A 25,832-nucleotide genomic window follows, 5' to 3' on the forward strand; every position below is an offset into this window, starting at 1 on the left:
CATGCTGAAGAAGACCCTTGCCGCGCTGGCGCTCGGCTCCGCACTGTTCACCGCCGGCCAGGCAATGGCCGCGGACTACAAGATCGACAAGGAAGGCCAGCACGCCTTCATCGAGTTCCGCATCAAGCACCTGGGCTATAGCTGGCTGTACGGCCGCTTCAACGACTTCGACGGCAGCTTCACCTTCGACGAGAAGAACCCGTCGGCCGACAAGGTCAAGGTGACCATCAACACCAACAGCGTGGACACCAACCATGCCGAGCGTGACAAGCACCTGCGCAGCGGTGATTTCCTCAACGTCAGCAAGAACCCGACCGCTACCTTCGAATCCACCGAAGTGAAGGCCAACGGCGACAGCGCCGACATCACCGGCAACCTGACCCTGAACGGCGTGACCAAGCCGGTCACCATCAAGGCCAAGCTGATCGGCCAGGGCGACGACCCGTGGGGCGGCTACCGTGCCGGCTTCGAAGGCAGCGCCACCCTGAAGCTGAAAGACTTCGGCATCAAGATGGACCTCGGCCCGGCATCCCAGGAAGTCGAGCTGCTGCTCTCCGTCGAAGGCATTCGCCAGTAAGCGGATACCTGAAACGAAAAACGCCGGCGATCGCCGGCGTTTTTCATTGTGCTTCGAAAAGAATGTTCTTAAATATCCTCAAGCGGTTGCGCGGCCAGGCACTGGTCGAGGAGATGCACCAGGGTGGCCTGTTCCACCGGGGTGAGCGGGGCAAACAACTCGTCATGCACGCGTGACATGATGGCCTCCGCATGCTGGTGGATGGCCAGCCCCTCGTCGGTGAGGAAGAGCTGGAAGCTGCGCTGGTCGCTGGGGTTGCGCTCGCGGCGGACCAGGTTTCTTCCCTCCAGCTCGCGGATCTTCCGGGTGATCAGTGCCTTGTCGCGGCACATCTGGCGTCCCAGGTCCTGCAGGTTCAGCCCGCGTTGTTCGTCGATAAGCTTCAATACATGGACGTCGGGCGGGGTCAGGTCGAGTCGCTGGCAATCGAGCTCGCTCTGGATGCGCGTCCGCACATGCTGGAAGACCGCCATCAGCGCGGGCATCAGGTCGGGATTCACGGGGTAGTTCATTGGTTTGGCCGAGTAAACCTAATGTAAATGTGGTTGATCCAGTCAACTATTTTGCTTATTTTAGTTGACCTTATCAACCTTGTTTCAGGTTCTGAATATGGGCCATGGCGCCGGGTGGATAACCGGCCATCGAGCTAAAACGTTTCAGGTGTTTTCACGCGAGGCTTTCGGACGTTTACAAACACCTATGAATGTAAGTATTTTGCCTGCCTTCTTCGAGCCGGTGCAGCGCCTTCACGCTGCATCGGCCGCTTTCGCTCATGAGGACAACGCTATGCAACGAACGCCAGCCATGCGTGTACTGGTTCCGGCCCTGCTGGTCGCGATTTCGGCCCTTTCCGGGTGCGGAAAAAGCGAGGCGCCGCCGCCGGCGCAAACGCCGGAGGTCGGGATCGTGACCCTGGAAGTGCAGACGGTGACCCTGAATACCGAGCTGCCGGGCCGGACCAATGCGTTCCGCATCGCCGAGGTGCGTCCCCAGGTGAACGGCATCATCCTCAAGCGCCTGTTCAAGGAAGGCAGCGACGTCAAGGCCGGGCAGCAGCTCTACCAGATCGACCCCGCCACCTACGAGGCCGACTACCAGAGCGCCCAGGCCAACCTGGCTTCGACCCAGGAGCAGGCCCAGCGCTACAAGCTGCTGGTCGCCGACCAGGCCGTGAGCAAGCAGCAGTACGCCGACGCCAATGCCGCCTACCTGCAGTCCAAGGCGGCGGTGGAGCAGGCGCGGATCAACCTGCGCTACACCAAGGTGCTGTCGCCGATCTCCGGCCGCATCGGCCGTTCCGCGGTGACCGAAGGCGCCCTGGTGACCAACGGCCAGGCCAACGCGATGGCCACCGTGCAACAGCTCGACCCGATCTACGTCGACGTCACCCAGCCGTCCACCGCCCTGCTGCGCCTGCGCCGCGAACTGGCCAGCGGCCAGTTGGAGCGCGCCGGCGACAACGCGGCGAAGGTCTCCCTGAAGCTGGAGGACGGTAGCCAATACCCGCTGGAAGGTCGCCTCGAATTCTCCGAGGTTTCCGTCGACGAAGGCACCGGCTCGGTCACCATCCGCGCCGTGTTCCCCAACCCGAACAACGAGCTGCTGCCCGGCATGTTCGTTCACGCGCAGTTGCAGGAAGGCGTCAAGCAGAAGGCCATCCTCGCTCCGCAGCAAGGCGTGACCCGCGACCTCAAGGGCCAGGCTACCGCGCTGGTGGTGAACGCGCAGAACAAGGTCGAGCTGCGGGTGATCAAGGCCGACCGGGTGATCGGCGACAAGTGGCTGGTTACCGAAGGCCTGAACGCCGGCGACAAGATCATTACCGAAGGCCTGCAGTTCGTGCAGCCGGGTGTCGAGGTGAAGACCGTGCCGGCGAAGAATGTCGCGTCCGCGCAGAAGGCCGACGCCGCTCCGGCGAAAACCGACAGCAAGGGCTGATCAAGGGGATTCGTAATGTCGAAGTTTTTCATTGATAGGCCCATTTTCGCGTGGGTGATCGCCTTGGTGATCATGCTCGCGGGCGGCCTGTCGATCCTCAGTCTGCCGGTCAACCAGTACCCGGCCATCGCCCCGCCGGCCATCGCCGTGCAGGTGAGCTACCCGGGCGCCTCGGCCGAGACGGTGCAGGACACCGTGGTCCAGGTGATCGAGCAGCAGATGAACGGGATCGACAATCTGCGCTACATCTCCTCGGAGAGTAACTCCGACGGCAGCATGACCATCACCGTGACCTTCGAACAGGGCACCGACCCCGACATCGCCCAGGTCCAGGTGCAGAACAAGCTGCAACTGGCCACCCCGCTACTGCCGCAGGAAGTGCAGCGCCAGGGGATCCGGGTGACCAAGGCGGTGAAGAACTTCCTCATGGTGGTCGGTGTGGTTTCCACCGACGGCAGCATGACCAAGGAAGACCTGTCGAACTACATCGTTTCCAACATCCAGGACCCGCTCTCGCGGACCAAGGGCGTCGGTGACTTCCAGGTGTTCGGCTCGCAGTACTCGATGCGCATCTGGCTCGACCCGGCCAAGCTGAACAGCTACCAGCTGACCCCCGGCGACGTGAGCAGCGCGATCCAGGCGCAGAACGTGCAGATTTCCTCCGGCCAGCTCGGCGGCTTGCCGGCGGTCAAGGGCCAGCAGCTCAACGCCACCATCATCGGCAAGACCCGCCTGCAGACCGCGGAGCAATTCGAGAACATCCTGCTCAAGGTCAATCCCGACGGTTCCCAGGTGCGCCTGAAGGACGTCGCCGATGTAGGCCTGGGCGGCCAGGACTACAGCATCAACGCGCAGTTCAACGGCAGCCCGGCGTCCGGTATCGCGATCAAGCTGGCCACCGGCGCCAACGCGCTGGATACCGCCAAGGCGATCCGCCAGACCATCGCCAACCTGGAACCGTTCATGCCGCAGGGCATGAAGGTGGTCTACCCGTACGACACCACCCCGGTGGTCTCGGCCTCGATCCATGAGGTAGTGAAGACCCTCGGCGAGGCGATCCTCCTCGTGTTCCTGGTGATGTACCTGTTCCTGCAGAACTTCCGCGCCACGCTGATCCCGACCATCGCCGTACCGGTGGTGCTGCTGGGGACCTTCGGCGTGCTCGCCGCGTTCGGCTTCTCGATCAACACCCTGACCATGTTCGGCATGGTGCTGGCCATCGGCTTGCTGGTGGACGACGCCATCGTGGTGGTGGAGAACGTCGAGCGGGTGATGGCCGAGGAAGGCCTGTCGCCAAGGGAGGCGGCGCGCAAGTCCATGGGCCAGATCCAGGGCGCGCTGGTCGGTATCGCCATGGTGCTCTCGGCGGTATTCCTGCCGATGGCGTTCTTCGGCGGCTCCACCGGGGTGATCTACCGGCAGTTCTCCATCACCATCGTGTCGGCCATGGCCCTCTCGGTGATCGTGGCGCTGATCCTCACCCCGGCGCTCTGCGCGACCATGCTCAAGCCGATCGAGAAAGGCGACCATGGCGAGCACAAGGGCGGCTTCTTCGGCTGGTTCAACCGGATGTTCCTTTCCACCACCCACGGCTACGAGCGGGGCGTGGCGTCGATCCTCAAGCATCGCGCGCCGTACCTGCTGATCTACGTGGTGATCGTGGCCGGGATGATCTGGATGTTCACCCGCATTCCCACCGCGTTCCTCCCCGACGAGGACCAGGGCGTACTGTTCGCCCAGGTACAGACCCCGCCGGGCTCCAGTGCCGAGCGTACCCAGGTGGTGGTGGACTCGATGCGCGAATACCTGCTGGAGAAGGAAAGCTCTTCGGTCAGCTCGGTGTTCACCGTGACCGGCTTCAACTTCGCCGGCCGCGGCCAGAGTTCGGGCATGGCGTTCATCATGCTCAAGCCCTGGGAAGAGCGTCCCGGTGGCGAGAACAGCGTGTTCGAACTGGCCAAGCGCGCGCAGATGCACTTCTTCAGCTTCAAGGACGCGATGGTGTTCGCCTTCGCGCCGCCGTCGGTACTGGAACTGGGTAACGCCACCGGCTTCGACCTGTTCCTCCAGGACCAGGCGGGCGTCGGCCACGAAGTCCTGCTCCAGGCGCGCAACAAGTTCCTCATGCTCGCCGCGCAGAACCCGGCGCTGCAACGCGTGCGCCCCAACGGCATGAGCGACGAACCGCAGTACAAGCTGGAGATCGACGACGAGAAGGCCAGCGCCCTCGGCGTGTCCCTTGCCGACATCAACAGCACCGTGTCCATCGCCTGGGGTTCCAGCTACGTCAACGACTTCATCGACCGTGGCCGGGTCAAGCGGGTCTACCTGCAGGGCAGGCCGGACGCGCGGATGAACCCGGACGACCTGAGCAAGTGGTACGTGCGCAACGACAAGGGCGAGATGGTGCCGTTCAACGCCTTCGCCACCGGCAAGTGGGAATACGGTTCGCCGAAGCTGGAGCGCTACAATGGCGTGCCGGCGATGGAGATCCTCGGCGAGCCGGCGCCCGGCCTGAGTTCCGGTGACGCCATGGCGGCGGTCGAGGAGATCGTCAAGCAATTGCCGAAAGGCGTTGGCTACTCCTGGACCGGCCTGTCCTACGAGGAGCGCTTGTCCGGCTCGCAGGCGCCGGCGCTGTATGCGCTGTCGCTGCTGGTGGTGTTCCTCTGCCTGGCGGCCCTGTACGAAAGCTGGTCGATTCCGTTCTCGGTGATGCTGGTGGTGCCGTTGGGCGTGATCGGCGCGCTGCTGGCGACGTCCATGCGCGGCCTGTCCAACGACGTGTTCTTCCAGGTGGGCCTGTTGACGACCATCGGCCTGTCGGCGAAGAACGCCATTCTCATCGTGGAGTTCGCCAAGGAGCTGCACGAGCAGGGCAAGGGCATCGTCGAGGCGGCCATCGAAGCCTGCCGCATGCGTCTGCGGCCGATCGTGATGACCTCCCTGGCGTTCATCCTCGGCGTGGTCCCGCTGGCGATCTCCACCGGCGCCGGCTCGGGCAGCCAGCATGCGATCGGTACCGGCGTGATCGGCGGCATGGTCACTGCGACCGTCCTGGCGATCTTCTGGGTACCGCTGTTCTACGTGGCGGTCAGCACGCTGTTCAAGGACGAGGCGTCCAAGCAGCAAGCGTCCGTCGAAAAGGGGCAATGATATGAAACGGTCCTTCCTTTCCCTGGCGGTAGCCGCTGTCGTTCTGTCCGGCTGCTCGCTGATCCCCGACTACCAGCGCCCCGAGGCGCCGGTAGCCGCGGCCTACCCGCAAGGGCAGGCCTACGGGCAGAACACCGGCGCGGCGGCCGTTCCGGCCGCCGACATCGGCTGGCGCGAGTTCTTCCGCGACCCGCAGTTGCAGCAACTGATCGGCGTGGCGCTGGAAAACAACCGCGACCTGCGGGTCGCCGCGCTGAACGTCGAGGCCTTCCGGGCGCAGTACCGCATCCAGCGGGCCGACCTGTTCCCGCGGATCGGCGTGGACGGTAGCGGCACCCGCCAGCGTTTGCCGGGCGACCTGTCGACCACCGGCAGTCCGGCGATTTCCAGCCAGTACGGGGTGACCCTGGGCACTACCGCCTGGGAACTCGATCTCTTCGGCCGCCTGCGCAGCCTGCGCGACCAGGCCCTGGAGCAGTACCTGGCGACCGAACAGGCGCAGCGCAGCGCGCAGACCACCCTGGTGGCCAGCGTGGCGACCGCCTACCTGACGCTGAAGGCCGACCAGGCGCAGTTGCAGCTGACCAAGGACACCTTGGGCACCTACCAGAAGAGTTTCGACCTGACCCAGCGCAGCTACGACGTCGGCGTCGCCTCCGCGCTCGACCTGCGCCAGGCGCAGACCGCCGTGGAAGGCGCCCGCGCGACCCTGGCGCAGTACACCCGCCTGGTAGCCCAGGACCAGAATGCACTGGTCCTGCTGCTGGGTTCCGGGATCCCGGCGAACCTGCCGCAAGGCCTGGGCCTGGACCAGACCCTGCTGACCGAAGTGCCGGCGGGTCTGCCGTCGGACCTGCTGCAACGGCGCCCGGACATCCTCGAGGCCGAGCACCAGCTCATGGCTGCCAACGCCAGCATCGGCGCCGCGCGCGCGGCGTTCTTCCCGAGCATCAGCCTGACCGCCAACGCCGGCACCATGAGCCGCCAACTGTCCGGCCTGTTCGACGCCGGTTCGGGTTCCTGGTTGTTCCAGCCGTCGATCAACCTGCCGATCTTCACCGCCGGCAGCCTGCGTGCCAGCCTGGACTACGCGAAGATCCAGAAGGACATCAACGTCGCGCAGTACGAGAAGGCGATCCAGACGGCGTTCCAGGAAGTCGCCGACGGCCTGGCCGCGCGCGGTACCTTCACCGAGCAGTTGCAGGCGCAGCGCGATCTGGTCAAGGCCAGCGACGAGTACTACCAGCTCGCCGACAAGCGCTATCGCACGGGGGTGGACAACTACCTGACCCTGCTCGACGCGCAACGCTCGCTGTTCACCGCGCAGCAGCAACTGATCACCGACCGCCTCAATCAGCTGACCAGCGAGGTCAACCTGTACAAGGCCCTTGGCGGCGGCTGGAACCAGCAGACCGTGACCCAGCAGCAGACCGCGAAGAAGGAAGATCCCCAGGCTTGATCGCCTTCCGCGCCATGCAAGAACGCCGACCCTAGGGTCGGCGTTTTTTTATCCTCGCGGAAGTCGGCGGGTCCGCGTCACGGACCCGCTCGGCCTTAGCGGTTGCGGGTCAGCAGTGCGGGGCGCTCGCCCTTGCGCCGCGGTTCCAGCTCGTCGAGCTGCTCGGCGGTGGGGAAGCGATCCATGCGCACCAGGTCGCGCTTGTTGATCACCACCGGCTGGCGGCTCGGCTGCTTGCCGGTGCCATACTCGGACGGCTCGCGCAGCGGCGCGTCGCTCATCCGCGAGGCATTCTCGCGACCCTGGCCGCGCGGCTTGCCGGCGCGCGGTTTCTTCGCCTTGCCCTGGCCGGCACCCTGACCGCGAGCGCCGCCTTGAGCGGCGCCCTGGCTCTTGCCGCGAGCTTGGCCCTGGCCACGACCCTGCTGGCCGGTGCCGCCCTGGGGTTTCTGCTGGCCACCGCGGCGTCCGCGTCCCTTGTTTTCCTGGCCCTGGTAGGGGCTGACGTAGTCGGCGCGGTTGCCGAAATTGTCGAAGTCGTCGTCGAGGAACTCTTCCGGATCGCGATTACCGTCGACTTCCGGCGGCCGATTGGGCTTGGCCGGACGCGCTTCGCGGCTCTGCCGCGGCTGCTGCGCTTGGCCGGCCTCGCGGTTTTCCTTGTTCTTGCCACCGCGACGGCGGCGCTTTCCAGCCGGCTTCTCGGTACCGTCCTGGGCCGCAGCGACATTGCTGTCGGGGTTGCTCGCCTGGGCGTCTTTCGGCTTGCGCTCGCGGCTGCTGCGCCGTTCCTTGTCGCGGCGCGGCTGCTTCTGCGGCGCTTCGCGGGGCTCCGGCTGGGCCACCTCGGGCAGCACGGCCTCGGGGTCGAAACCCTGGGCATCGCCATCGGGAATACGCTGTCTGGTCATCTTCTCGATGGCCTTGAGCAGCTTCTCTTCGTCCGGCGCCACCAGCGAGATCGCCTCGCCGCTGCGTCCGGCTCGGCCGGTACGGCCGATGCGGTGGACGTAGTCTTCCTCGACGTTGGGCAGCTCGTAGTTGACCACATGGGGCAACTGGTCGATATCCAGGCCGCGGGCGGCGATGTCGGTCGCCACCAGGATGCGCACGTCGTTGGCCTTGAAGTCGGCCAGCGCCTTGGTCCGCGCGTTCTGGCTCTTGTTGCCATGGATCGCGGCGGCCGGCAGGCCGTGCTTGGTCAGGTACTCGGCGAGACGGTTGGCGCCGTGCTTGGTACGGGTGAAGACCAGCACCTGTTCCCAGGCGCCGACGGTCACCAGGTGCGCCAGCAGGGCGCGCTTCTGCGGCGCCGGCAGGCGGAACACGCGTTGCTCGATGCGCTCGACCGTGGTGTTCGGCGGCGTTACCTCGATGCGTTCCGGGTTGTGCAGGAGCTTGTTGGCGAGGTCGACGATGTCTTTCGAGAAGGTAGCCGAGAACAGCAGGTTCTGGCGCTTGGGCGGCAGCTTGGCGAGAACCTTCTTCACATCGTGGATGAAGCCCATGTCGAGCATGCGGTCGGCTTCGTCGAGGACGAGGATTTCCACGTGGGACAGGTCGACCTTGTTCTGCCCGGCCAGGTCGAGCAGGCGGCCGGGGCAGGCGACGAGTACGTCGACGCCCTTGGCCAGGGCCTGGATCTGCGGGTTCATGCCAACGCCGCCGAAGATGCAGGTGCTGTTCAGCGGCAGGTCGCGGGCGTAGACCTTGAAGCTGTCATGCACCTGGGCGGCCAGCTCACGGGTCGGGGTCAGTACCAGCACGCGCGCCTGGCGCGGGCCGTGGCGGTGTTCGCGGTCGGGATGACCGGCGGGGAACAGGCGCTCCAGTACCGGCAGGGCGAAACCACCGGTCTTGCCGGTGCCGGTCTGTGCCGCAACCATCAGGTCGCGACCTTGCAACACGGCGGGAATCGCCCGCTGTTGCACGGGAGTGGGCTGGCTGTAGCCCGCAGCCTCCACAGCGCGGGCAAGCGCCTCGGAGAGTCCGAGGGAAGAAAAGGACATGCGGGTTTTCCTATATGGGCCGGGGCGAGGCCGGCTGCTGTGAAATCACCAAGTTCTGCGAACTCCTGTCTACCTTCGGGCCCTGTCGGCCAGGGCGGAAGGTCTGGCCGCGGCGCTGCGTATGCGCTCGGTGGCCGGTGTCGAACGGGTGCCCTCGCGGGCATGGCCGCGCACCTGGTCGGGGGCGCTGGCCGGTTCGCTCCCGGCCCTGGGTGGGGGGGCCGGGGGCAGCGTCAACGGAGGGCTGCGGTCAGAGCAGGTCACGCTGGCGCAAATGCTGGCGGATCTCGTTGGCCCGGGAGCCAAGGAGGTTGCGCAGCAAGCTGTGATTCAGCCAATCCTCGATTTGTTCCGCAATCGGTTCCTGCGGATAGCGTTCGATGGCATTGGTCGCGGCTTTCTCCCACCAGACGGGGCCGCAGGCCCGGTCGAACTCGTTACTGTATTCGTGGCAACCGTAGAGCAGTTCGATACTGAACTGGCGCATCGGAGCCGGCAACGGCAGGGTTCCCAGCTTGTACAGCAGACGCTTGGCACGCGGTGGGCGTGGCAGTCGATCGGTCACCTTGAGGGTGTCGTCGAGGGCTGCAGCGCTGAGAAGGGAGGAACCGTGCTTGCACAACCAGGCCTGGATCTTCGCGCGGAACAGCTGTTTCCGGCTCCAGTAATGGTGGATCAGGTCGGTACAACCCACCAGCTCCAGCCGCTTGTGGGCGGCGACGGCCAGGACGAATTCTTCAAGAGTATAGGCACCGTTGGCAATTGGATAGAGTTCATCCATTAATTCCAACGAACGGTCGAGTATTTTCGCCTCTTCCCGAGGCAGGCCGATGACGCCGGAGTTGAGCTGGTGCATCTCGTCGTCGGCCCAGCCGCGCTCGAACAGGTAGGGCGAGAGGTCGCGGTAGAGCGGGAAGTTACGGTGTTCGCCATAGCGCGCGCCGATCGCGTTGCACAGCAGGCTGCCGGGCTGGATGCGGTCGAACAGGCGCAGGGGCGAACTGTGGAAGAAGGTATCGGTGTCGATCAGCAATGCCTGGTCGGCGTCTTCCAGGGCGTCGCGCAGGGCCACGTGCTTGGCGCGGAAGTGATAGCCGTGCGGTTGGCACCAGGCGACCAGCTCCTCGGCCGTCACTTCGCGGACCTGCACCGGCAGGCCGGCGTAGGGACTGGGGTCGTCGGTATAGACCCTGACCGTCAGGCCATGCGCCGCCCCGTCGCGGAGGTGGGCGAAGGCGCTGGCGATGCTGAACAGGGCTTCCTGGTGGTAGGTCTGTCGCCCGTAGACCAGGTAGATCAGATGCTTGCGTGAGTTGGCCATGTCTGTCGTGGATCGCGTGAGAGGCTTCCCTGCCGGTATACGCTGCCGGGCCGAACCGCGTAGGCGGTATCAGCGTGGCAGCTGGAGATTCTTCCAGATCGCCAGGCTCGGATCGGCCTGGTTCAAAGTATAGAAATGCAGTCCCGGTGCGCCGCCCTCCAGCAGGCGTTCGCACATCTCGCTGATGACCTGCTCGCCGAAGGCCTGGATGCTGCGGCTGTCGTCGCCGTAGGCTTCCAGTTGCTTGCGGATCCAGCGCGGCAGTTCGGCGCCGCAGGCGTCGGAGAAGCGCGCCAGCTTGGAGTAGTTGGTGATCGGCATGATGCCGGGGACCACCGGGATGTCCACGCCGAGCTTGGCGACCCGCTCGACGAAGTAGAAATAGGCATCGGCGTTGAAGAAGTACTGGGTGATGGCGCTGCTGGCGCCGGCCTTCACCTTGCGCACGAAGTTCGCCAGGTCATCCTCGAAGCTGCGCGCCTGGGGGTGGACCTCCGGATAGGCGGCGACCTCGATGTGGAAGTGGTCGCCGGTCTCGGTGCGGATGAAGTCCACCAGTTCGTTGGCGTAGCGCAGTTCGCCGCTGGCCATGCCCATGCCCGACGGCAGGTCGCCGCGCAGGGCGACGATGCGGCGGATGCCGGCCTCGCGCTAGCGGCCGAGCAGTTCGCGCAACTCGGCTTTCGAGTCGCCGACACAGGACAGGTGGGGCGCGGTCGGCACCTTCACCTCGCCGTCCAGTTGCAGCACGGTACTCAACGTGCGGTCGCGGGTGGATCCGCCGGCGCCGTAGGTGCAGGAGAAGAAGTCGGGCTTGTAGCCCGCCAGGTTGCGGGCGGTGGCCAACAGCTTTTCATGGCCGGCCTCGGTCTTCGCCGGGAAGAACTCGAAGCTGAAACGGCGTTCGCTCTGACTCATGATCGGTTCCTTGGACGCGACCACGGCCGCGCCTCTTCTTGTTGATTCCGACTAGCGCCGGGTACTTCAGTAGTACTGGCGGTAGTGCTCGATTTTTTCCCGCAGGCGTCGGGCCGTCGCGGCGTGGGCATGGCCGAGGCGAGCGAGGATCAGCTGCGACTCCTGGTGGTAGTTCGCGATCTTGTCCTGGTTCCAGGTCTGCGGCGGTGGCTGCAGGTTGGTGATGCGGTCGCACAGCTTGACCAGGGCGTACTGCGCCGGGCCCTCGGCAAGCGCCTGGAGATAGTCGTCGAGGGAACGCTTGGGGCCGTCGCCGACGCGCTTGCTCAGGGCCTGCACGCCGGCACAGACGAACTCGCCGAACTGTTGCCGCAGCTCCTCGGGTGAGGTCACCGTGTCTTCCAGGGTGTCGTGCAGGACCGCGATCTGCAGGGTTTCCCCGAGCCGTTCGATGGCACCGTCGCGATCGGCGGCCAGCAGCTCGTTGGCGACCATGCCCAGGTGCACCAGATAAGGCAGCGGCGAGCCGCTGAGGGTCTGGTTGCGGTGGGCGCGGGCGGCGAACAGCCAGGCCTGGTTGTAGCGATCGGCGAGGTGCGTGGACATCGTGGGAGCGCTCATGCGAACGGGGCAGGCGCATGGCGCCTGCCCCGTGGTCCGCTTAGTAGCGATAGGTGTCCGGCTTGAACGGGCCTTCCACGCTCACGCCGATGTACTCGGCCTGTTTCGGGGTCAGCTGGGTGACCACGCCGCCGAAGCCCTTGACCATCTCCAGGGCCACTTCCTCGTCGAGCTTCTTCGGCAGCACTTCGACGCTCAGGCGCTTGGCCTTCTCGGCGGCCGGCAGGTCGGCGTACTTCTGCTCGAACAGGTGGATCTGCGCCAGCACCTGGTTGGCGAAGGAACCGTCCATGATCCGGCTCGGATGGCCGGTTGCGTTGCCCAGGTTGACCAGGCGGCCCTCAGCGAGAAGGATCAGGTAGTCGTCGTTGTGCGCGTCGAAACCATCCTTGCCGGTGCGGTGGATCTTGTGCACCTGCGGCTTGACCTCTTCCCAGGCCCAGTTCTTGCGCATGAAGGCGGTGTCGATCTCGTTGTCGAAGTGGCCGATGTTGCAGACCACCGCGCGTTTCTTCAGCGCCTTGAGCATGTTGGCGTCGCAGACGTTGACGTTGCCGGTGGTGGTGACGATCAGGTCGATCTTGCCCAGCAGCGCGGCGTCGATGCTGGCCTCGGTTCCGTCGTTGATGCCGTTCTTGTACGGCGAGACGACTTCGAAGCCGTCCATGCAGGCCTGCATGGCGCAGATCGGGTCGACTTCCGCGACCTTGACGATCATGCCTTCCTGGCGCAGCGACTGCGAGGAGCCCTTGCCCACGTCGCCGTAGCCGATCACCAGGGCCTGCTTGCCCGACAGCAGGTGGTCGGTGCCGCGCTTGATGGCGTCGTTGAGGCTATGGCGGCAGCCGTACTTGTTGTCGTTCTTGCTCTTGGTCACCGAGTCGTTGACGTTGATCGCCGGGACTTTCAGGGTGCCGTTCTTGAGCATGTCGAGCAGGCGGTGGACCCCGGTGGTGGTCTCTTCGGTGATGCCGTGGATGCGCTCGAGCATCTGCGGGTATTTCTTGTGCAGGATCTCGGTCAGGTCACCGCCGTCGTCCAGCACCATGTTGGCGTCCCACGGCTGGCCGTCCTTGAGGATGGTCTGCTCGATGCACCATTCGTACTCTTCCTCGGTCTCGCCCTTCCAGGCGAACACCGGGATGCCGGCTGCGGCGATGGCGGCGGCGGCCTGGTCCTGGGTGGAGAAGATGTTGCAGCTCGACCAGCGGACTTCGGCGCCCAGCGCGACCAGGGTCTCGATCAGCACGCCGGTCTGGATGGTCATGTGGATGCAACCGAGGATCTTCGCGCCTTTCAGCGGCTGCTGGCCGGCATACTTGCGGCGCAGGCCCATCAGTGCGGGCATTTCCGATTCGGCGATGATCAGCTCGCGGCGGCCCCAGGCGGCCAGGGTGATGTCGGCGACCTTGTAGTCGGTGAAACCGGCGGGCGTCATGACAGCGCTCATGCGTAACTCTCCATTCGTTGTCTGCGAATGGGCGCCGTTGGTGCGTTGACAGACCGGCGAGGCCGGCCTGAGAGCGCGCTCCGTTCGAGCCTGACAGGCCTAGGCCTGCTGCAGCGCCCCTCGAACGGAAGGCGGGAGCGACCCGAAGGGCCGCCTGAGCGGGCGATTATAGCGGCGCCACATGAAACTCCCAAGTCACCCCTGATACGCCGCTCGTCGCCGTGCGTCGTGTCCTCGGGCTGCGGCGATGCACCGCAGCGCAGAAGCGCGGGGAATTTGCGGGTCAGGATGCTAGAGTGCGCGGTCATGAGAATCGCTCCCAACTCCCGCTCGCCGCTGCTGCAGTGGCTGAGCTTCGCCCTCTGTGCCTGCGTGCTGGTCAACGCGCTGGCTTGCGGCGTCCTGCACCTGCAGGCGCTGGGAGTGGGCAGCGACAAGGGGCAGAAGGCCAGCGTCGGGCTGTTCTGCGTCGCCGGTGCCAGCCAATGGCTATCCCTGGATCCCGACGACGGGTCCGCCGGCGATCCGGCACCGGTCAATCCCCAGTTGCCGATGAGCTGCCCGATGTGCAGCGCCCTGGTGCTGTTCGTCGCGCTCGGGGTGATCTGGTCCTGGCGCTTGCAACGGCGACGCCAGGCGCGTTTCCGCCCGCCCGCCACGCGCGAGCCGGTGCCGCCCCGGTACGTCTGGCCGCCGGCCAACCCGCGCGCTTCCCCCGCCTGATCCTGAACGCCCGCCGCGCCGGGCATTTGCATCCGTCGCCCGTCCTGCCTCGTCCGCGCAGCGCTCGCCGCTGTCCATCCGGGCGAGGCGGGCGTGCCCACCATGCCTTGCTTCAGGATCGCTCGATGAAAAAGCACTCCACGGCCCGCCGCGTCCTCGCGCTGGGTCTCAACCTCACCCTGGCCGGCGTTCCGGCCTGGCTCTGGGCCGATGAGGAACCCACCGAACTGCCCGCCCTCACCGTCAGTGCCGGCGCCGCCGGGGAAACCCCGCCGGCCCTCGATCTCGACGACAGCGCCGGCGGCGGCTCGCGCCTGGGCCTGAGCCTGCGCGAGACTCCCGGCTCGGTAAGCGTGGCCAACCGTGCCAGCTTCGAGCGGCGCGGCCTGCGCAGCACCCAGGACATCGCCAACAGCCTGCCCGGCGTGAACGCCTCGGCGCCGCCCGGCTTCGGCGGCTTCGTCACCTACCGCGGCTTCAGCTCGAACCAGGTCAACCAGTTGTTCAACGGCATTCCGGTGCAATACAGCAGCGCCATGCGTCCGCTGGACGACTGGATCGTCGACCGCGTCGAGCTGGTCGGCGGTCCGTCCTCCTTCCTCAACGGCGCCGGTGCCGTCGGCGGCTCGCTGGACTACATCAGCAAGCTCGCCGACCGCTACGGCGATTTCATGGAAGGCCGGGTGCGCTATGGCAGCTACGACGATTCGGAAGTCACCTTCGGCTTCAACCAGGCCCTGGGCATCGGCCCCGAGCCGAAGCACTTCGTGCGCCTGGACGTCAGCCGCAGCGGCGGCAACGGCTACGTCGACCGCAATTCGCGCGAATCGTGGAACGTCGCTTTCTCCCTGCTCAGCGACCTGACCCCGGACCTTTCCCACACCCTGGCCCTGGAGTACCAGGACGAGCAGGAAGACAGCCCCTACTGGGGCACGCCGGTGCTCAATCCCTACGCCGGCGAGCTGAAGATCGACAAGAGCCGTCGCCGCGAGAACTACAACGTCGCCGATGGCCGCTACGAACAGCGCGTGCGCTGGCTGCGCTCGATCCTCGAATACCGGGTCAGCGACAGCACGCGCTGGCGCAACACCTTCTACCACTACGACGCCGAGCGCGATTACCGCAACCTCGAGACCTACCGCTACAACGCCGACAACAGCGGGGTGGTGCGCTCCAACGCATTCCTCCAGCGCCACGACCAGCAGCTCAACGGCAACCGCTTCGAGCTACAGCACAGCCAGCCGCTGTTCGGACTGGCCAGCGACTGGGCGCTGGGCTTCGACTACAGCATCAACAAGCAGACGCGCTTCCCGAGTACCGCCTCCGGGCCGTTCGGTACGGTCGATCCGGCCAGTTTCGAGCCGGGCCACTTCTACGACCTGCCGGGCATGCGTCCCGGCCACCGGAAGGACCGCAGCAACGAGGTGCGCACCAGCGCGTTGTTCGCCGAGAACCGCCTGGGCCTGACCGACGAGCTGTCGCTGGTCACCGGGCTGCGCTACGACCACCTCGACCTCGACGTGCGCAACCATCGGACGGTGACCGCCAGCGATCCTGCACACTTCGAACGGCGCTGGGACGTGCTCACCGGGCGCGCCGGGCTGGTCTACCAGTTCACTCCGCACGCCAACGTCTACCTGCAATACAGTACCGCCGCCGACCCGCCGGGCGGGGTGCTGACCAGCGCCAGCTTCGGCCAGGTCCGCGACTACGACCTGTCCACCGGCGACCAGTGGGAGCTGGGCAGCAAGTTCGATTTCCTCGAGGGTCGCGGCAGCGCCACCCTGGCCGCCTACCGCATCGTCCGCCGGGACTTCTCGGTGGCCGACCCGAACAACCCCAACCTCAGCGTGCCGGTGGGCCAGCAGACCTCCAGGGGCATCGAGGCCGCCGCCTCCCTGCGGATCACCCCGAAGCTTCTGGCCGAGGGCAATTTCGCCTGGGTCGACGCGCAGTACGACGAGTTCACCGAGAACGTCGGCGGCGTCGCTGTCTCGCGCAAGGGCAAGACGCCGCCGAACGTGCCGGAGCGGGTCGGCAACCTGTGGCTGACCTACGACTTCGACCCGGCCTGGCAGGGCGGGGTGGACGCGCGCTACGTATCCTCGGTGTACGCCAACAACGCCAACACCTGGCACGCGTCGTCCTATACGGTCTACGGGACTTTCCTCAGCTACCGGCTGGACGAGCGCACGCGGATCACCGGGCGCGTGCGCAACCTCACCGACGAGGTCTACGCGCGCTTCGTGCAGAGCACGCCGCTGTACTACGTCGGCGACCCGCGCACCTTCGAGCTGAGCGTGCAGACGCGCTTCTGAGGAGTCGTCGATGAAACGCTACCTGTACCTGTGGCACCGCTGGCTGGGCATCGGCTGCTGCCTGCTGATGGTGCTCTGGTTCGTCTCCGGCATGGTCATGCTGTATGTCGGCTATCCCAAGCTGACTCCGCTGGAACGCCTGGCCCACCTGCCCGAGCTGGACGGCTGCGAGGCCTGCGTACCGCTGCGGACGGCCCTCGCCGGCGGCGACGGAAAGACCCCGCGGAGCATCCGGCTGGCCAGCGTAGGAGGCCTGCCGACCTACCTGCTGGACGATGCCGACGGACGCACGCGTGCGCTGGCGGCGCGCGACGGCCGACCGCTGGCGGTGGACGCGGACAGGGTGCTGGCTTCGGCCCGTGCTTTCAGCGGCGAAGTACCGATGCAGTTGCAAGGGCGGATCGAGGAAGACGCCTGGACCCATACCCGCAACCTCGATCCGCACCGGCCGCTATGGCGGGTGCAGACCGCGGACGAGCAGGGCCGGCTGCTCTACCTGTCCTCGCAGACCGGCGAGGTGGTACGCGACGCCAGCCGCCGGGAGCGTGCCTGGAACTGGCTCGGCGCCTGGCTGCACTGGCTCTATCCGCTGCGCGGCGGCTGGTTCGACGGGCAGTGGGCGAACCTGGTGATCGGCCTGTCGCTGCTGGCGACCCTGGCGACCGTCCTCGGCATCCTCGTCGGCCTGCTCCGCTGGCGCTTCCGCAAGCCTTATCGCAGCGGCTCGCGCTCGCCCTATGCGGGCGGTTTCCAGCGCTGGCACCACCTCGCCGGCCTGCTCTTCGGCGCGCTGGTGCTGAGCTGGATCTTCAGCGGGCTGATGTCGATGAATCCGTGGAACCTGTTCGGCCGCGGTACGCCGCTCGACCTCGCGGCCTACCAGGGCGGTAGCTGGGACCGGGCGCTGCCCGCCGGACTGGAGGCGGACGCTGTCCTGCGGCGCTTGCGTGCCGCCGGGTTGCGGGTGCGCGAGCTGGAGTGGCGGGCGCTCGACGGCGAGCCCTATGCGCTCGGGCGCAGCGCCAGCGGCAACAGCCTGCTGCTGACGGCGGATGGCGAAATCCTCCGCGAGCTACCCGCGGATCGCCTGCTGGCGGCGGCTCGCGCGCTGCTGCCGGGCGTGCCGATGCAGGCCGAACGGTTGGAACGCTACGACTTCTATTACTACCCGCGCGAAGAACACAGCATGATGGGCTACCTGGAGCGGCGCCTGCCGGTCTGGCGCCTGCGTTTCGACGATCCCCGGCATACCTGGGTGCACCTGGATCCCTACAGCGGTGCGGTGGTTGGCGTGCTCGACGACGGTCGGCGCGGCAGCCGCTGGCTGTTTTCCCTGTTGCATAGCTGGGACTGGCTGCCGCTGCTGACCCGGCGTCCGCTGTGGGACCTGTGGATGCTCGGTTTCAGCCTCGGCGGCCTGGTGGTCTGCGCCAGCGGCTGCTGGATCGGCTGGCGTCGCCTGCGCGGCCGCCGTCCGAAGCGTCGCTGAGAGGGGCTACCTGGCAAGACTGGGCGTCGCCGCACGCCCGGATTTGCTGGTAGCCTTGGTTGAATTCGCAGTAATGGATCGCACATGGGCACACACAAGATCGAGATCCGCCGCCGCAACGTCGAGAAGATTCTCCTGGCCGCCGAAAAAGTCTTCGCCGAAAAAGGCTACGCCGGCACCTCCATGGGCAACATCGCCGAAGAAGCCGAACTGCCGCGCTCCAACCTGCACTACTACTTCAGCACCAAGGACGAGCTGTACCGCGACGTCCTCCTCGGCCTGCTCGAGGTCTGGAAGCAGGACGCCCTCTGCTTCGAGATGTTCGATGACCCAAGGGTGGTATTGACCAGCTATATCCGCGCGAAGATGAACCATTCGCGCACCCGCCCGCATGGCTCCAAGGTCTGGGCCAACGAAATCATGCATGGCGCGCCGCTGCTCGGCGCCACCCTCGACGACAGCCTCTACGAATGGGCCAAGATGAAGGAGGCGAAGATCCGCCAGTGGGTCGAGGAAAAGCGCATCCTGTCGATCGAACCGAGCAGCCTGCTCTACATGATCTGGGCCTCCACCCAGCACTACGCCGACTTCGGCTACCAGGTCGAGGTGCTCAACGGCCACCAGCCGCTCAGCGACATGCAGTTCGAAAGGGCGGTACAGACGGTGACCAGCGTGGTCCTGCGCGGAATCGGATTGGAGCCCTGAGCAGCGGAGCCTTCGCTAGAAGGCTCCGGCGAAGGCTCAGCTGGCGCGGGTGAAGTCCACCGCTTCCGCCTGTTCGAGGAACACCGTGGTCTGCGCCGGGACCGTCTCGGCGAGCAGCCGTCCGCCGCGGATCGAGTAGCGCACCGGGACCTGCCGGCGCACCGCGTCGAAGCCGTCGCGGGCCGGCAGCACCAGCAGGTTGGCCGGATGGCCGACCTCGATGCCGTATTCCCGCAGGCCGAGGGTGCGGGCGCTGTTGCGGGTGATCAGGTCGAGGCCGCCGTCGATCTCGTCGTAGCCCATCATCTGCGTCACGTGCAGGCCCATGTGCAGCACCTGCAGCATGTTCGCGGTGCCCAGCGGGTACCAGGGGTCGAACACGTCGTCGTGGCCGAAGCAGGTGTTGATCCCGGCACCGAGCAGTTCCTTGACCCGGGTGATGCCGCGGCGCTTCGGGTAGTCGTCGAAGCGACCCTGCAGGTGGATGTTCACCAGCGGGTTGGCGACGAAGTTGATTCCCGACAGTTTCAGCAGGCGGAACAGCCGCGAGGTGTAGGCGCCGTTGTAGGAGTGCATCGCCGTGGTGTGGCTGGCGGTGACCCGTGCGCCGAGGCCGTCGCGATGGGCGAGCATGGCCAGGGTCTCGAGGAAGCGCGACTGCTCGTCGTCGATCTCGTCGCAATGCACGTCCACCGGCAGGTCGTAGCGCTTGGCCAGGTCGATGGCCTTGTGCAGCGACTCGACGCCCAGCTCGCGGGTGAATTCGAAATGCGGGATCGCCCCCACCACGTCGGCGCCCAGGCGCAGCGACTCCTCCAGCAGTTCCAGGCCGTTGGGGTAGGAGAGAATGCCCTCCTGGGGGAAGGCGACGATCTGCAGGTCGACCCAGGGCGCCACTTCGCCGCGCACCTCGAGCATGGCCTTGAGCGCGGTGAGGGTCGGGTCGGAGACGTCGACGTGGCTGCGCACGTGCTGCACGCCGTTGGCGATCTGCCATTTCAGGGTCTGCCAGGCGCGCTGCTTGACGTCCTCGTGGCTGAGCAGGGCCTTGCGCTGGGCCCAGCGCTCGATGCCTTCGAACAGCGTGCCGGAGCGGTTCCACTCCGGCTGGCCGGCGGTCTGGGTGGTGTCGAGATGGATGTGCGGCTCGATGAACGGCGGCACGGCAAGACCGCCGGCGCCGTCCAGGCGCTCGCCGGCGTCGTCGACGGCCTGTTCCATCGGCACCAGGGCGGCGATACGGCCATCGGCGACACGCAGTTGCCAGAGACCTTCGCGGCCGCGCAGGCGCAGGTTGTCAATCAGCATGGAGGACCTCTTCTGGTTTGTTCGGGCTGCGGCTCAGCAGGGGATTGAGCAACAGGTAGGCGATGGCGGCGCCGAGCACCGCGTTGACCGGCACTATCCCCGGCAGCCAGTGGCCGGCGGCGGTGCCGCAGGCGACGGCGAGGATCGCCGCCCAGTTGATCGCCTGGATGTCCGCGCAGGGGTGCTGGCGGTAGCGCCGGCGGCGACTCAGGTAGTCGGCGATGATCACCCCGCCGATGGGCGGGATGGCGGCGGAGAGGAAGGTCAGCCAGCCGACGAAGTGGTTGTACAGCCAGAGCGCGGCGAGGGTGCCGAGGGCGCCGTTGAGCATCGCCAGGAAGCGGCTGGAGAGGCCGGTGATGTTGGCGAAGCCGAGGCCGGAGGCATACAGCGCGTTGTCGTTGGTGGTCCAGATGTTCAGGCCGAGGACCAGGATCGCCGGAATCAGCAGGCCCTGGGCGATCATCACGTCGGAGATGTCCGACTTGCCCACCGCCGCCGCGCCGGCCGCGCCGAAGATGAACATCAGCGAGTTGCCGAGGAAGAACGCCACCAGGCACACCACCACGGCGGTACGCGCGCTGCGGCCGAAGCGGACGAAGTCGGCGGTGAGGGTGCCGGCGCTGACGAACGAGCCGACCACCAGGGCGATCGCGGTCGAGAGGCTCAGCGGCGCGCTCGGCGTCACCTGCTGCAGCGCCGCCAGGCCGCCGGCGTCGCGCACCGCGAGCCACACCGAGTAGCTGCCGAGGACGACGATCGCCGGGACCGCGATGGCCGACAGCAGGGTCAGACCGGCGATGCCGAAGAACACCGTGAGGGTCATCAGCGCCCCGGAGACCAGGATCAGCAGGTTGACGTCGAGGCCGGTGGCCTTGGCCACCGGGATGGCGAACATCGCTACGCCGACGCCGAACCAGCCGACCTGGGTGCCGCCGAGCAGCGCCGAGGGCAGCCAGGAGCCCTTGCTGCCGAACGAGTAATGCGCCAGCAGGTGGGTGGAAAGGCCGGTGCGCGCGCCGATGAAGCCGAGGATCGCGGTGTACAGGCCGAGCATCAGGTTGCCCAGCAGCACGGCGAGGAAGAAGTCGTCGTAGCTCAGGCCGGTGCCGAGGGTGCCGCCGGTCCACATGCTGGCGGAAAAGAAGGTCAGGCCGAGCATCACCACGCTCAGGGCCAGCGCGCTCTTGCGCGCCGCCAGCGGGACCGGTTGCTGGCTGTAGTTGCTGTCTGCGGACATGCGCGAGTCTCCGTGGGGCGCCGGCCGTCCGGGAGCGTCGGCCGGGCCGCGGCGAATGGTAGTCGAAGGCGGGTCGATCCGACAGACGCCGTTGCGCGTCGTCGGACCGCAGCGGCACGCAGGAAGCGTGCCGGCGCGCGGCAGGGCGGCGTCCGCCGGGGATGCGGGCGCCGCCCTGCGTTCAGGAGGCTTCGCGGTAGGGGTTGCGCGGATCCTGGGTCCAGTTGAGATAGGGCTTGCCGGTGTCCTGCGGCACCATTTCGATGCAGTTCTCCACCGGACAGGTGATCTGGCACAGGTTGCAGCCCACGCACTCGGCGTCGATCACTTCGTAGCGGTGCGTACCGTCGGCCCGGGGCAGGCTGGCGATGGCCTGGTGCGAGGTGTCCTCGCAGGCGATATGGCAGCGGCCGCAACCGATGCAGGCGTCCTGGTCGATGCGGGCGATCACCTGGTAGTTGATGTCCAGGTACTTCCAGTCGGTGGTATTGCCCACCGCGCCGCCGCTGAAATCGGACAGCCGCTGGTAGCCATGGCTGTCCATCCAGCGCGCGAGACCGTCCTGCATGTCCTCGACGATACGGAAGCCGTGCAGCATCGCCGCCGTGCATACCTGCACCGCGCCGCAGCCGAGCGCGACGAATTCCGCTGCGTCGCGCCAACTGCCGATACCGCCGATGCCACAGATCGGCAGGCCGCGGGTCTGCGGGTCGCGGGCGATCTCGGCGACCATGTTCAGGGCGATCGGCTTCACCGCCGAGCCGCAGTAGCCGCCGTGGGTGCTCTGGGTGCCGACCACGGGCAGGGCGACCATGCGCTCCAGGTCGACGCTGGTGATCGAGTTGATGGTGTTGATCAGCGACACCGCGTCGGCGCCGCCGCGATGGGCGGCGCGCGCCGACTGGCGGATGTCGGTGATGTTGGGGGTGAGCTTGACGATCACCGGCAGCGAGCAGTGGGTCTTGCACCAGCGGGTGACCATCTCCACGTACTCCGGTACCTGGCCCACCGCCGCGCCCATGCCGCGCTCGGGCATGCCGTGGGGGCAACCGAAGTTCAGCTCGATACCGTCGGCGCCGGTGGCTTCCACCAGCGGCAGGATGTATTTCCACGACTCCTCGACGCAGGGCACCATCAGCGACACGATCAGCGCGCGGTCTGGCCAGTCCTTCTTCACCTGGGCGATCTCGCGCAGGTTGATCTCCAGCGAGCGGTCGGTGATCAGCTCGATGTTGTTGATCCCCTGCACCTGGCGGTTCGGTCCGAAGTGCGCGGAATAACGCGACGACACGTTGACCGCCGCGGGGTCTTCGCCGAGGGTCTTCCAGACCACCCCGCCCCAGCCCGCCTGGTAGGCGCGGACCACGTTGTAGGCCTTGTCGGTGGGCGGCGCGGAGGCCAGCCAGAAGGGGTTGGGCGACTTGATGCCGGCGAATTCGATAGACAGGTCGGCCATCACGCAGCCTCCACGTTGAGCATGAGTTGGGCGTGGATCGCTTCCGCCGCCAGTTTGCCGTGCTGCACCGCCTGCACGGTGAGGTCCTCGCCGAGCGCCACGCAGTCGCCGCCGGCGTAGATGCCGGGGATGCTGGTGCGCATCTGTCCGTCGACCTGGATGCGCTCGCCGTCGCGCCGCAGTTGCGCTGCCAGCGGATCGCCCAGGCTGGCGCCTTCGAAGGCCTGGCCGATAGCCTTGAAGATGGCGTCGGCGGCCAGTTCGAAGTGCTCGCCGGTGTCGCCCAGGCGACCGTTCTCCAGGCGCGTGCGGGCGAAGCGCATGCCGCGCACCCGGCCGTGCTCGTCAAGCAGTACCCGTTCCGGTCGGGCCCAGGTCAGCAGGCGAACCTGGCTGGCCTTGGCGATCTCCTGCTCATGGCCGGTGGCGCCCATTTCCTCGAAGCCACGGCGGTAGACCAGGTTGACGTCGCGGGCGCCGAGCCGGCTCATCTGCACCGCCATGTCGATGGCGGTGTTGCCGGCGCCGATGACGATGCAACGGTCGGCGACGGGCAGGTCGAGCAGGTCGTCGCTCTGCCGCAGCTCGCGGATGTAGTCGGTGGCGGCGAGCAGGCCGGGGGCGTCCTCGTCTTCCAGGCCGAGGCGCTTGCTGGCGGCCAGGCCGATGCCGAGGAACACCGCGTCGTACTCGTCGTGCAGGGCGCCGAGCGCCAGGTTGTCGCCGAGACGCTGGCCGTGGCGCAGTTCGATACCGCCGATCTGCAGGAGGAATTCCACTTCGCGCCGGGCGAAGTCGTCCACCAGCTTGTAGCGGGCGATGCCGTACTCGTTGAGGCCGCCGGCCTTGGTGCGGGCCTCGAAGAGCACCACGTCGTGGCCGTGCATGGCCAGGCGGTGGGCGCAGGACAGCCCGGCCGGCCCGGCGCCGACCACGGCGATGCGCTTGCCGGTGGCCGGCGAGCGCTTGAACGGATGTTCGTCGAAGCCGGCGTGGTCGAGGGCGTAGCGTTGCAACTGGCCGATCAGCACCGGTGCGCATTCCTGGGCGTTGTTGCGTACGCAGGCCCGCTGGCAGAGGATTTCCGTGGGGCAGACGCGGGCGCAGCTGCCGCCGAGGATGTTCGCCGAGAGGATCTTCTGCGCCGCGCCCTGGACATTCTCCTGGGCGATGCTGCGGATGAACCCGGGGATGTCGATCTCGGTCGGGCAGGCGTTGACGCAGGGCGCGTCGTAGCAGTACAGGCAGCGGGCGCTTTCCAGGGCGGCCTGGCGGGCGTTGAGCGGCGGCGCGAGGTCGGCGAAGCGCTCGGCGAGCGTGTCCGCGCCGGCGTCCGGACGGGGGAGGTGGTTCAGGGAATCGATCACGGTTGTAGCCTCTCTTCTGGTTTCTTCTCGGGGCAGTCAACGGCAATACGGCACCGTCCGGCCTCTACGGGCCGGTCCGGTATTGCGGGAAGGATCAGCGCTCGACGGCGACCGGGCGCTGGCGTTCGGCGCGGCGGCCGAGCACTTCGTACACCGACGGGTAGGCCGGGCGCTCCACGTAGCGTCCGGCGCCGGGTTCGGCGCGCAGGTCGCCGGCGGCCCAGAGCAGCTTGCCCTGGCTGATGGTGTGGCTGGGAATGCCGCGCACGGTGCGACCTTCGAAGATGTTGAAATCGACCCGCTGGTGGTGGGTGGCGGCCGAGAGGGTGCGGCTGCCCTGCGGGTCCCAGAGCACCAGGTCGGCATCCGCGCCGACGCGGATCGCGCCCTTGCGCGGGAACAGGTTGAAGATCTTCGCGGTGTTGGTGGAGGTCAGCGCGACGAACTCGTGCATCGACAGGCGCCCGCTGTTGACCCCGGCGTCCCACAGCAGCGCCATGCGGTCCTCGATGCCGGCCGTGCCATTGGGAATCTTGCTGAAGTCGTCGCGGCCCATGGCCTTCTGCTCGGCGCAGAAGCAGCAGTGGTCGGTGGCGGTGGTATGCAGGTTGCCGGACTGCAGGCCGCGCCACAGCGCTTCCTGGTGTTCGACGGGACGGAACGGCGGGCTCATCACGTAGCCGGCCGCGGTGGCCCAGTCCGGGTGGCGGTAGACGCTGTCGTCGAGCAGCAGGTGCCCGGCCAGCACCTCGCCGTAGACCGGCTGGCCCTTGGCGCGGGCATAGGCGATCTCGTCCAGCGCCTCGCGGCTGGAAATATGTACCAGGTACAGCGGCGTACCCAGCGTCTCGGCGATGCGGATGGCGCGGCTGGCGGCCTCGCCCTCGACTTGCGGCGGACGCGACAGAGGATGCGCCTCGGGGCCGGTGAGGCCCTGGGCGAGGAGTTTCTGCTGCAGGTGGAAGACCAGTTCGCCGTTCTCCGCGTGCACCGTCGGCACCGCGCCCAGCTCCAGGCAGCGCTCGAAGCTGGCCACCAGGGTATCGTCGGCGGCCATGATGGCGTTCTTGTAGGCCATGAAGTGCTTGAAGCTGTTCACCCCGTGCTGTGCCACCAGCTCGCCCATTTCCCGGGCGACCTCGTCGCTCCACCAGGTGATGGCGACGTGGAAGCCGTAGTCCGCAGCGGATTTCTGCGCCCAGCCGCGCCAGGTGTGGAAGGCCTCCAGCAGCGACTGTCGCGGGTTGGGGATGACGAAGTCGATGATCGAGGTGGTCCCTCCGGCCAGCCCGGCCGCGGTGCCGCTGAAGAAGTCCTCGCTGGCCACCGTGCCCATGAAGGGCAACTGCATGTGGGTATGGGGGTCGATGCCGCCCGGCATCAGGTACTGGCCACCGCCGTCGAGGACGTCGCAGCCGGAGGGGGTTTCGAGGTTCTCGCCGATGGCCTGGATGAGGCCGTTGGCACAGAGCACATCGGCTCGATAACTCTCTTCGTGAGTAACCACGGTGGCGCCACGGATCAACAGGGACATGCCGTCTTTCCTCGCAGGCTGACCGGTCGTTGCCGGTTCTTGAAATTGTTTTTTCGCCATGCGCCGAGGACTTTTGTAATCCTGTCAGCGCTGACAGGATTCGAATCTAGATGCTGATCATCGATTGAGCAAGATTATTTTCAAATGGTTGTTTGAGTTTGTAACTTATTGATTTTAAATAATTAAAAATAAATATCACCAAAATGGTGAGGGTTCTCACCATTTTGACGCGCTTGACAAGAA

The 25,832-nt window shown here is 66.6% G+C and carries 18 protein-coding genes, 1 pseudogene and 1 riboswitch; of the genes and pseudogenes, 8 read left to right on the plus strand and 11 right to left on the minus strand.

The annotated features are described in order from the left end of the window. The first annotated feature begins 1 nt into the window (after position 1). Positions 2-577, plus strand: coding sequence for a YceI family protein (locus tag HMPREF2716_RS03770; RefSeq protein WP_003084626.1), 576 nt, complete (start codon positions 2-4; stop codon positions 575-577). A gap of 68 nt (positions 578-645) precedes the next feature. On the opposite strand, the gene mexR is transcribed toward HMPREF2716_RS03770, so the two are convergent. Further along, positions 646-1,089, minus strand: coding sequence for an effux pump transcriptional repressor MexR (gene mexR / locus HMPREF2716_RS03775; RefSeq protein ID WP_003114897.1), 444 nt, complete (start codon positions 1,087-1,089; stop codon positions 646-648). A gap of 274 nt (positions 1,090-1,363) precedes the next feature. Between mexR and mexA the strand changes: the two genes are divergently transcribed. Genes mexA through oprM form a run of 3 tightly spaced genes read left to right on the plus strand, consistent with a single transcriptional unit; the run spans position 1,364 to position 7,130 of the window. Next, positions 1,364-2,515 carry a multidrug efflux RND transporter periplasmic adaptor subunit MexA gene (gene mexA / locus HMPREF2716_RS03780; protein WP_070621817.1) on the plus strand — a complete coding sequence of 384 codons (1,152 nt, stop codon included), beginning with the start codon at positions 1,364-1,366 and terminating at the stop codon, positions 2,513-2,515. A gap of 15 nt (positions 2,516-2,530) precedes the next feature. Next, on the plus strand, positions 2,531-5,671 hold the full coding sequence (mexB, locus tag HMPREF2716_RS03785) for a multidrug efflux RND transporter permease subunit MexB (RefSeq protein ID WP_003107312.1): 3,141 nt from the start codon (positions 2,531-2,533) through the stop codon (positions 5,669-5,671). Between the two features lies 1 nt (position 5,672). Continuing rightward, positions 5,673-7,130 carry a multidrug efflux RND transporter outer membrane channel subunit OprM gene (gene oprM, locus HMPREF2716_RS03790; RefSeq protein WP_003084633.1) on the plus strand — a complete coding sequence of 486 codons (1,458 nt, stop codon included), beginning with the start codon at positions 5,673-5,675 and terminating at the stop codon, positions 7,128-7,130. Positions 7,131-7,225: 95 nt separating this feature from the next. Here oprM and HMPREF2716_RS03795 read toward each other — a convergent pair whose 3' ends face one another. The 5 genes and pseudogenes from HMPREF2716_RS03795 to ahcY form a co-directional block, all read right to left on the minus strand. Further along, positions 7,226-9,139, minus strand: coding sequence for an RNA helicase RhlE2 (locus HMPREF2716_RS03795; RefSeq protein ID WP_017001581.1), 1,914 nt, complete (start codon positions 9,137-9,139; stop codon positions 7,226-7,228). A 250-nt stretch (positions 9,140-9,389) separates the two neighbouring features. Beyond that, a complete protein-coding gene (locus HMPREF2716_RS03800; protein WP_003084637.1) occupies positions 9,390-10,460 on the minus strand; it encodes a hypothetical protein in 1,071 nt (356 codons plus the stop codon). Positions 10,461-10,529: 69 nt separating this feature from the next. Then, positions 10,530-11,378 (minus strand): annotated as a pseudogene (gene metF, locus HMPREF2716_RS03805) (methylenetetrahydrofolate reductase [NAD(P)H]). A gap of 66 nt (positions 11,379-11,444) precedes the next feature. Then, positions 11,445-11,999: an HD domain-containing protein gene (locus HMPREF2716_RS03810; protein WP_049859607.1), complete on the minus strand. Its 555-nt coding sequence runs from the start codon at positions 11,997-11,999 to the stop codon at positions 11,445-11,447. A 40-nt stretch (positions 12,000-12,039) separates the two neighbouring features. Continuing rightward, on the minus strand, positions 12,040-13,449 hold the full coding sequence (gene ahcY, locus HMPREF2716_RS03815) for an adenosylhomocysteinase (protein WP_003099900.1): 1,410 nt from the start codon (positions 13,447-13,449) through the stop codon (positions 12,040-12,042). Between the two features lie 22 nt (positions 13,450-13,471). Continuing rightward, positions 13,472-13,577: riboswitch (S-adenosyl-L-homocysteine riboswitch) on the minus strand. Positions 13,578-13,755: 178 nt separating this feature from the next. On the opposite strand from ahcY, the gene HMPREF2716_RS03820 reads away from it, so the two are divergent. From HMPREF2716_RS03820 to HMPREF2716_RS03835, 4 genes are all read left to right on the plus strand, one after another. Further along, positions 13,756-14,172, plus strand: a complete 417-nt coding sequence (locus HMPREF2716_RS03820) for a DUF2946 domain-containing protein (RefSeq protein WP_003084647.1) — start codon at positions 13,756-13,758, stop codon at positions 14,170-14,172. Between the two features lie 125 nt (positions 14,173-14,297). Continuing rightward, positions 14,298-16,490 carry a TonB-dependent receptor gene (locus HMPREF2716_RS03825; protein ID WP_023518295.1) on the plus strand — a complete coding sequence of 731 codons (2,193 nt, stop codon included), beginning with the start codon at positions 14,298-14,300 and terminating at the stop codon, positions 16,488-16,490. Between the two features lie 10 nt (positions 16,491-16,500). Continuing rightward, positions 16,501-17,979 carry a PepSY domain-containing protein gene (locus tag HMPREF2716_RS03830; RefSeq protein ID WP_003118826.1) on the plus strand — a complete coding sequence of 493 codons (1,479 nt, stop codon included), beginning with the start codon at positions 16,501-16,503 and terminating at the stop codon, positions 17,977-17,979. 84 nt (positions 17,980-18,063) lie between these two features. Then, the gene (locus HMPREF2716_RS03835) at positions 18,064-18,684 is read left to right on the plus strand and encodes a TetR/AcrR family transcriptional regulator (protein ID WP_003084655.1); all 621 of its coding nucleotides are present in this window, start codon (positions 18,064-18,066) and stop codon (positions 18,682-18,684) included. A gap of 36 nt (positions 18,685-18,720) precedes the next feature. Here HMPREF2716_RS03835 and HMPREF2716_RS03840 read toward each other — a convergent pair whose 3' ends face one another. The 5 genes from HMPREF2716_RS03840 to hydA form a co-directional block, all read right to left on the minus strand. Continuing rightward, positions 18,721-19,992: a cytosine deaminase gene (locus HMPREF2716_RS03840; protein WP_009875736.1), complete on the minus strand. Its 1,272-nt coding sequence runs from the start codon at positions 19,990-19,992 to the stop codon at positions 18,721-18,723. After that, positions 19,982-21,232, minus strand: a complete 1,251-nt coding sequence (gene codB, locus HMPREF2716_RS03845; protein ID WP_003084659.1) for a cytosine permease — start codon at positions 21,230-21,232, stop codon at positions 19,982-19,984. The genes HMPREF2716_RS03840 and codB overlap by 11 nt, the downstream gene beginning before the upstream one ends. 181 nt (positions 21,233-21,413) lie before the next feature. Continuing rightward, entirely contained in the window at positions 21,414-22,691 is a 1,278-nt protein-coding gene (preA, locus tag HMPREF2716_RS03850) for an NAD-dependent dihydropyrimidine dehydrogenase subunit PreA (protein ID WP_003118829.1), read from the minus strand. Further along, positions 22,688-24,055 carry an NAD(P)-dependent oxidoreductase gene (locus HMPREF2716_RS03855; protein ID WP_003114904.1) on the minus strand — a complete coding sequence of 456 codons (1,368 nt, stop codon included), beginning with the start codon at positions 24,053-24,055 and terminating at the stop codon, positions 22,688-22,690. The genes preA and HMPREF2716_RS03855 overlap by 4 nt, the downstream gene beginning before the upstream one ends. Before the next feature lie 94 nt (positions 24,056-24,149). Further along, positions 24,150-25,589, minus strand: a complete 1,440-nt coding sequence (hydA, locus tag HMPREF2716_RS03860) for a dihydropyrimidinase (RefSeq protein WP_003099919.1) — start codon at positions 25,587-25,589, stop codon at positions 24,150-24,152. Positions 25,590-25,832: the final 243 nt, after the last annotated feature.

It is taken from the genome of Pseudomonas sp. HMSC076A11 (assembly GCF_001810205.1).
GTDB classification, from domain to species: Bacteria; Pseudomonadota; Gammaproteobacteria; order Pseudomonadales; family Pseudomonadaceae; genus Pseudomonas; species Pseudomonas aeruginosa.

Bases quoted from the DNA above. Each gene is read 5' to 3' on its own strand.
- HMPREF2716_RS03770 (WP_003084626.1), top strand. From the start codon at position 2: ATGCTGAAGAAGACCCTTGCCGCGCTGGCGCTCGGCTCCGCACTGTTC.
- mexR (WP_003114897.1), bottom strand. From the start codon at position 1,089: ATGAACTACCCCGTGAATCCCGACCTGATGCCCGCGCTGATGGCGGTC.
- mexA (WP_070621817.1), top strand. From the start codon at position 1,364: ATGCAACGAACGCCAGCCATGCGTGTACTGGTTCCGGCCCTGCTGGTC.
- mexB (WP_003107312.1), top strand. From the start codon at position 2,531: ATGTCGAAGTTTTTCATTGATAGGCCCATTTTCGCGTGGGTGATCGCC.
- oprM (WP_003084633.1), top strand. From the start codon at position 5,673: ATGAAACGGTCCTTCCTTTCCCTGGCGGTAGCCGCTGTCGTTCTGTCC.
- HMPREF2716_RS03795 (WP_017001581.1), bottom strand. From the start codon at position 9,139: ATGTCCTTTTCTTCCCTCGGACTCTCCGAGGCGCTTGCCCGCGCTGTG.
- HMPREF2716_RS03800 (WP_003084637.1), bottom strand. From the start codon at position 10,460: ATGGCCAACTCACGCAAGCATCTGATCTACCTGGTCTACGGGCGACAG.
- HMPREF2716_RS03810 (WP_049859607.1), bottom strand. From the start codon at position 11,999: ATGAGCGCTCCCACGATGTCCACGCACCTCGCCGATCGCTACAACCAG.
- ahcY (WP_003099900.1), bottom strand. From the start codon at position 13,449: ATGAGCGCTGTCATGACGCCCGCCGGTTTCACCGACTACAAGGTCGCC.
- HMPREF2716_RS03820 (WP_003084647.1), top strand. From the start codon at position 13,756: ATGAGAATCGCTCCCAACTCCCGCTCGCCGCTGCTGCAGTGGCTGAGC.
- HMPREF2716_RS03825 (WP_023518295.1), top strand. From the start codon at position 14,298: ATGAAAAAGCACTCCACGGCCCGCCGCGTCCTCGCGCTGGGTCTCAAC.
- HMPREF2716_RS03830 (WP_003118826.1), top strand. From the start codon at position 16,501: ATGAAACGCTACCTGTACCTGTGGCACCGCTGGCTGGGCATCGGCTGC.
- HMPREF2716_RS03835 (WP_003084655.1), top strand. From the start codon at position 18,064: ATGGGCACACACAAGATCGAGATCCGCCGCCGCAACGTCGAGAAGATT.
- HMPREF2716_RS03840 (WP_009875736.1), bottom strand. From the start codon at position 19,992: ATGCTGATTGACAACCTGCGCCTGCGCGGCCGCGAAGGTCTCTGGCAA.
- codB (WP_003084659.1), bottom strand. From the start codon at position 21,232: ATGTCCGCAGACAGCAACTACAGCCAGCAACCGGTCCCGCTGGCGGCG.
- hydA (WP_003099919.1), bottom strand. From the start codon at position 25,589: ATGTCCCTGTTGATCCGTGGCGCCACCGTGGTTACTCACGAAGAGAGT.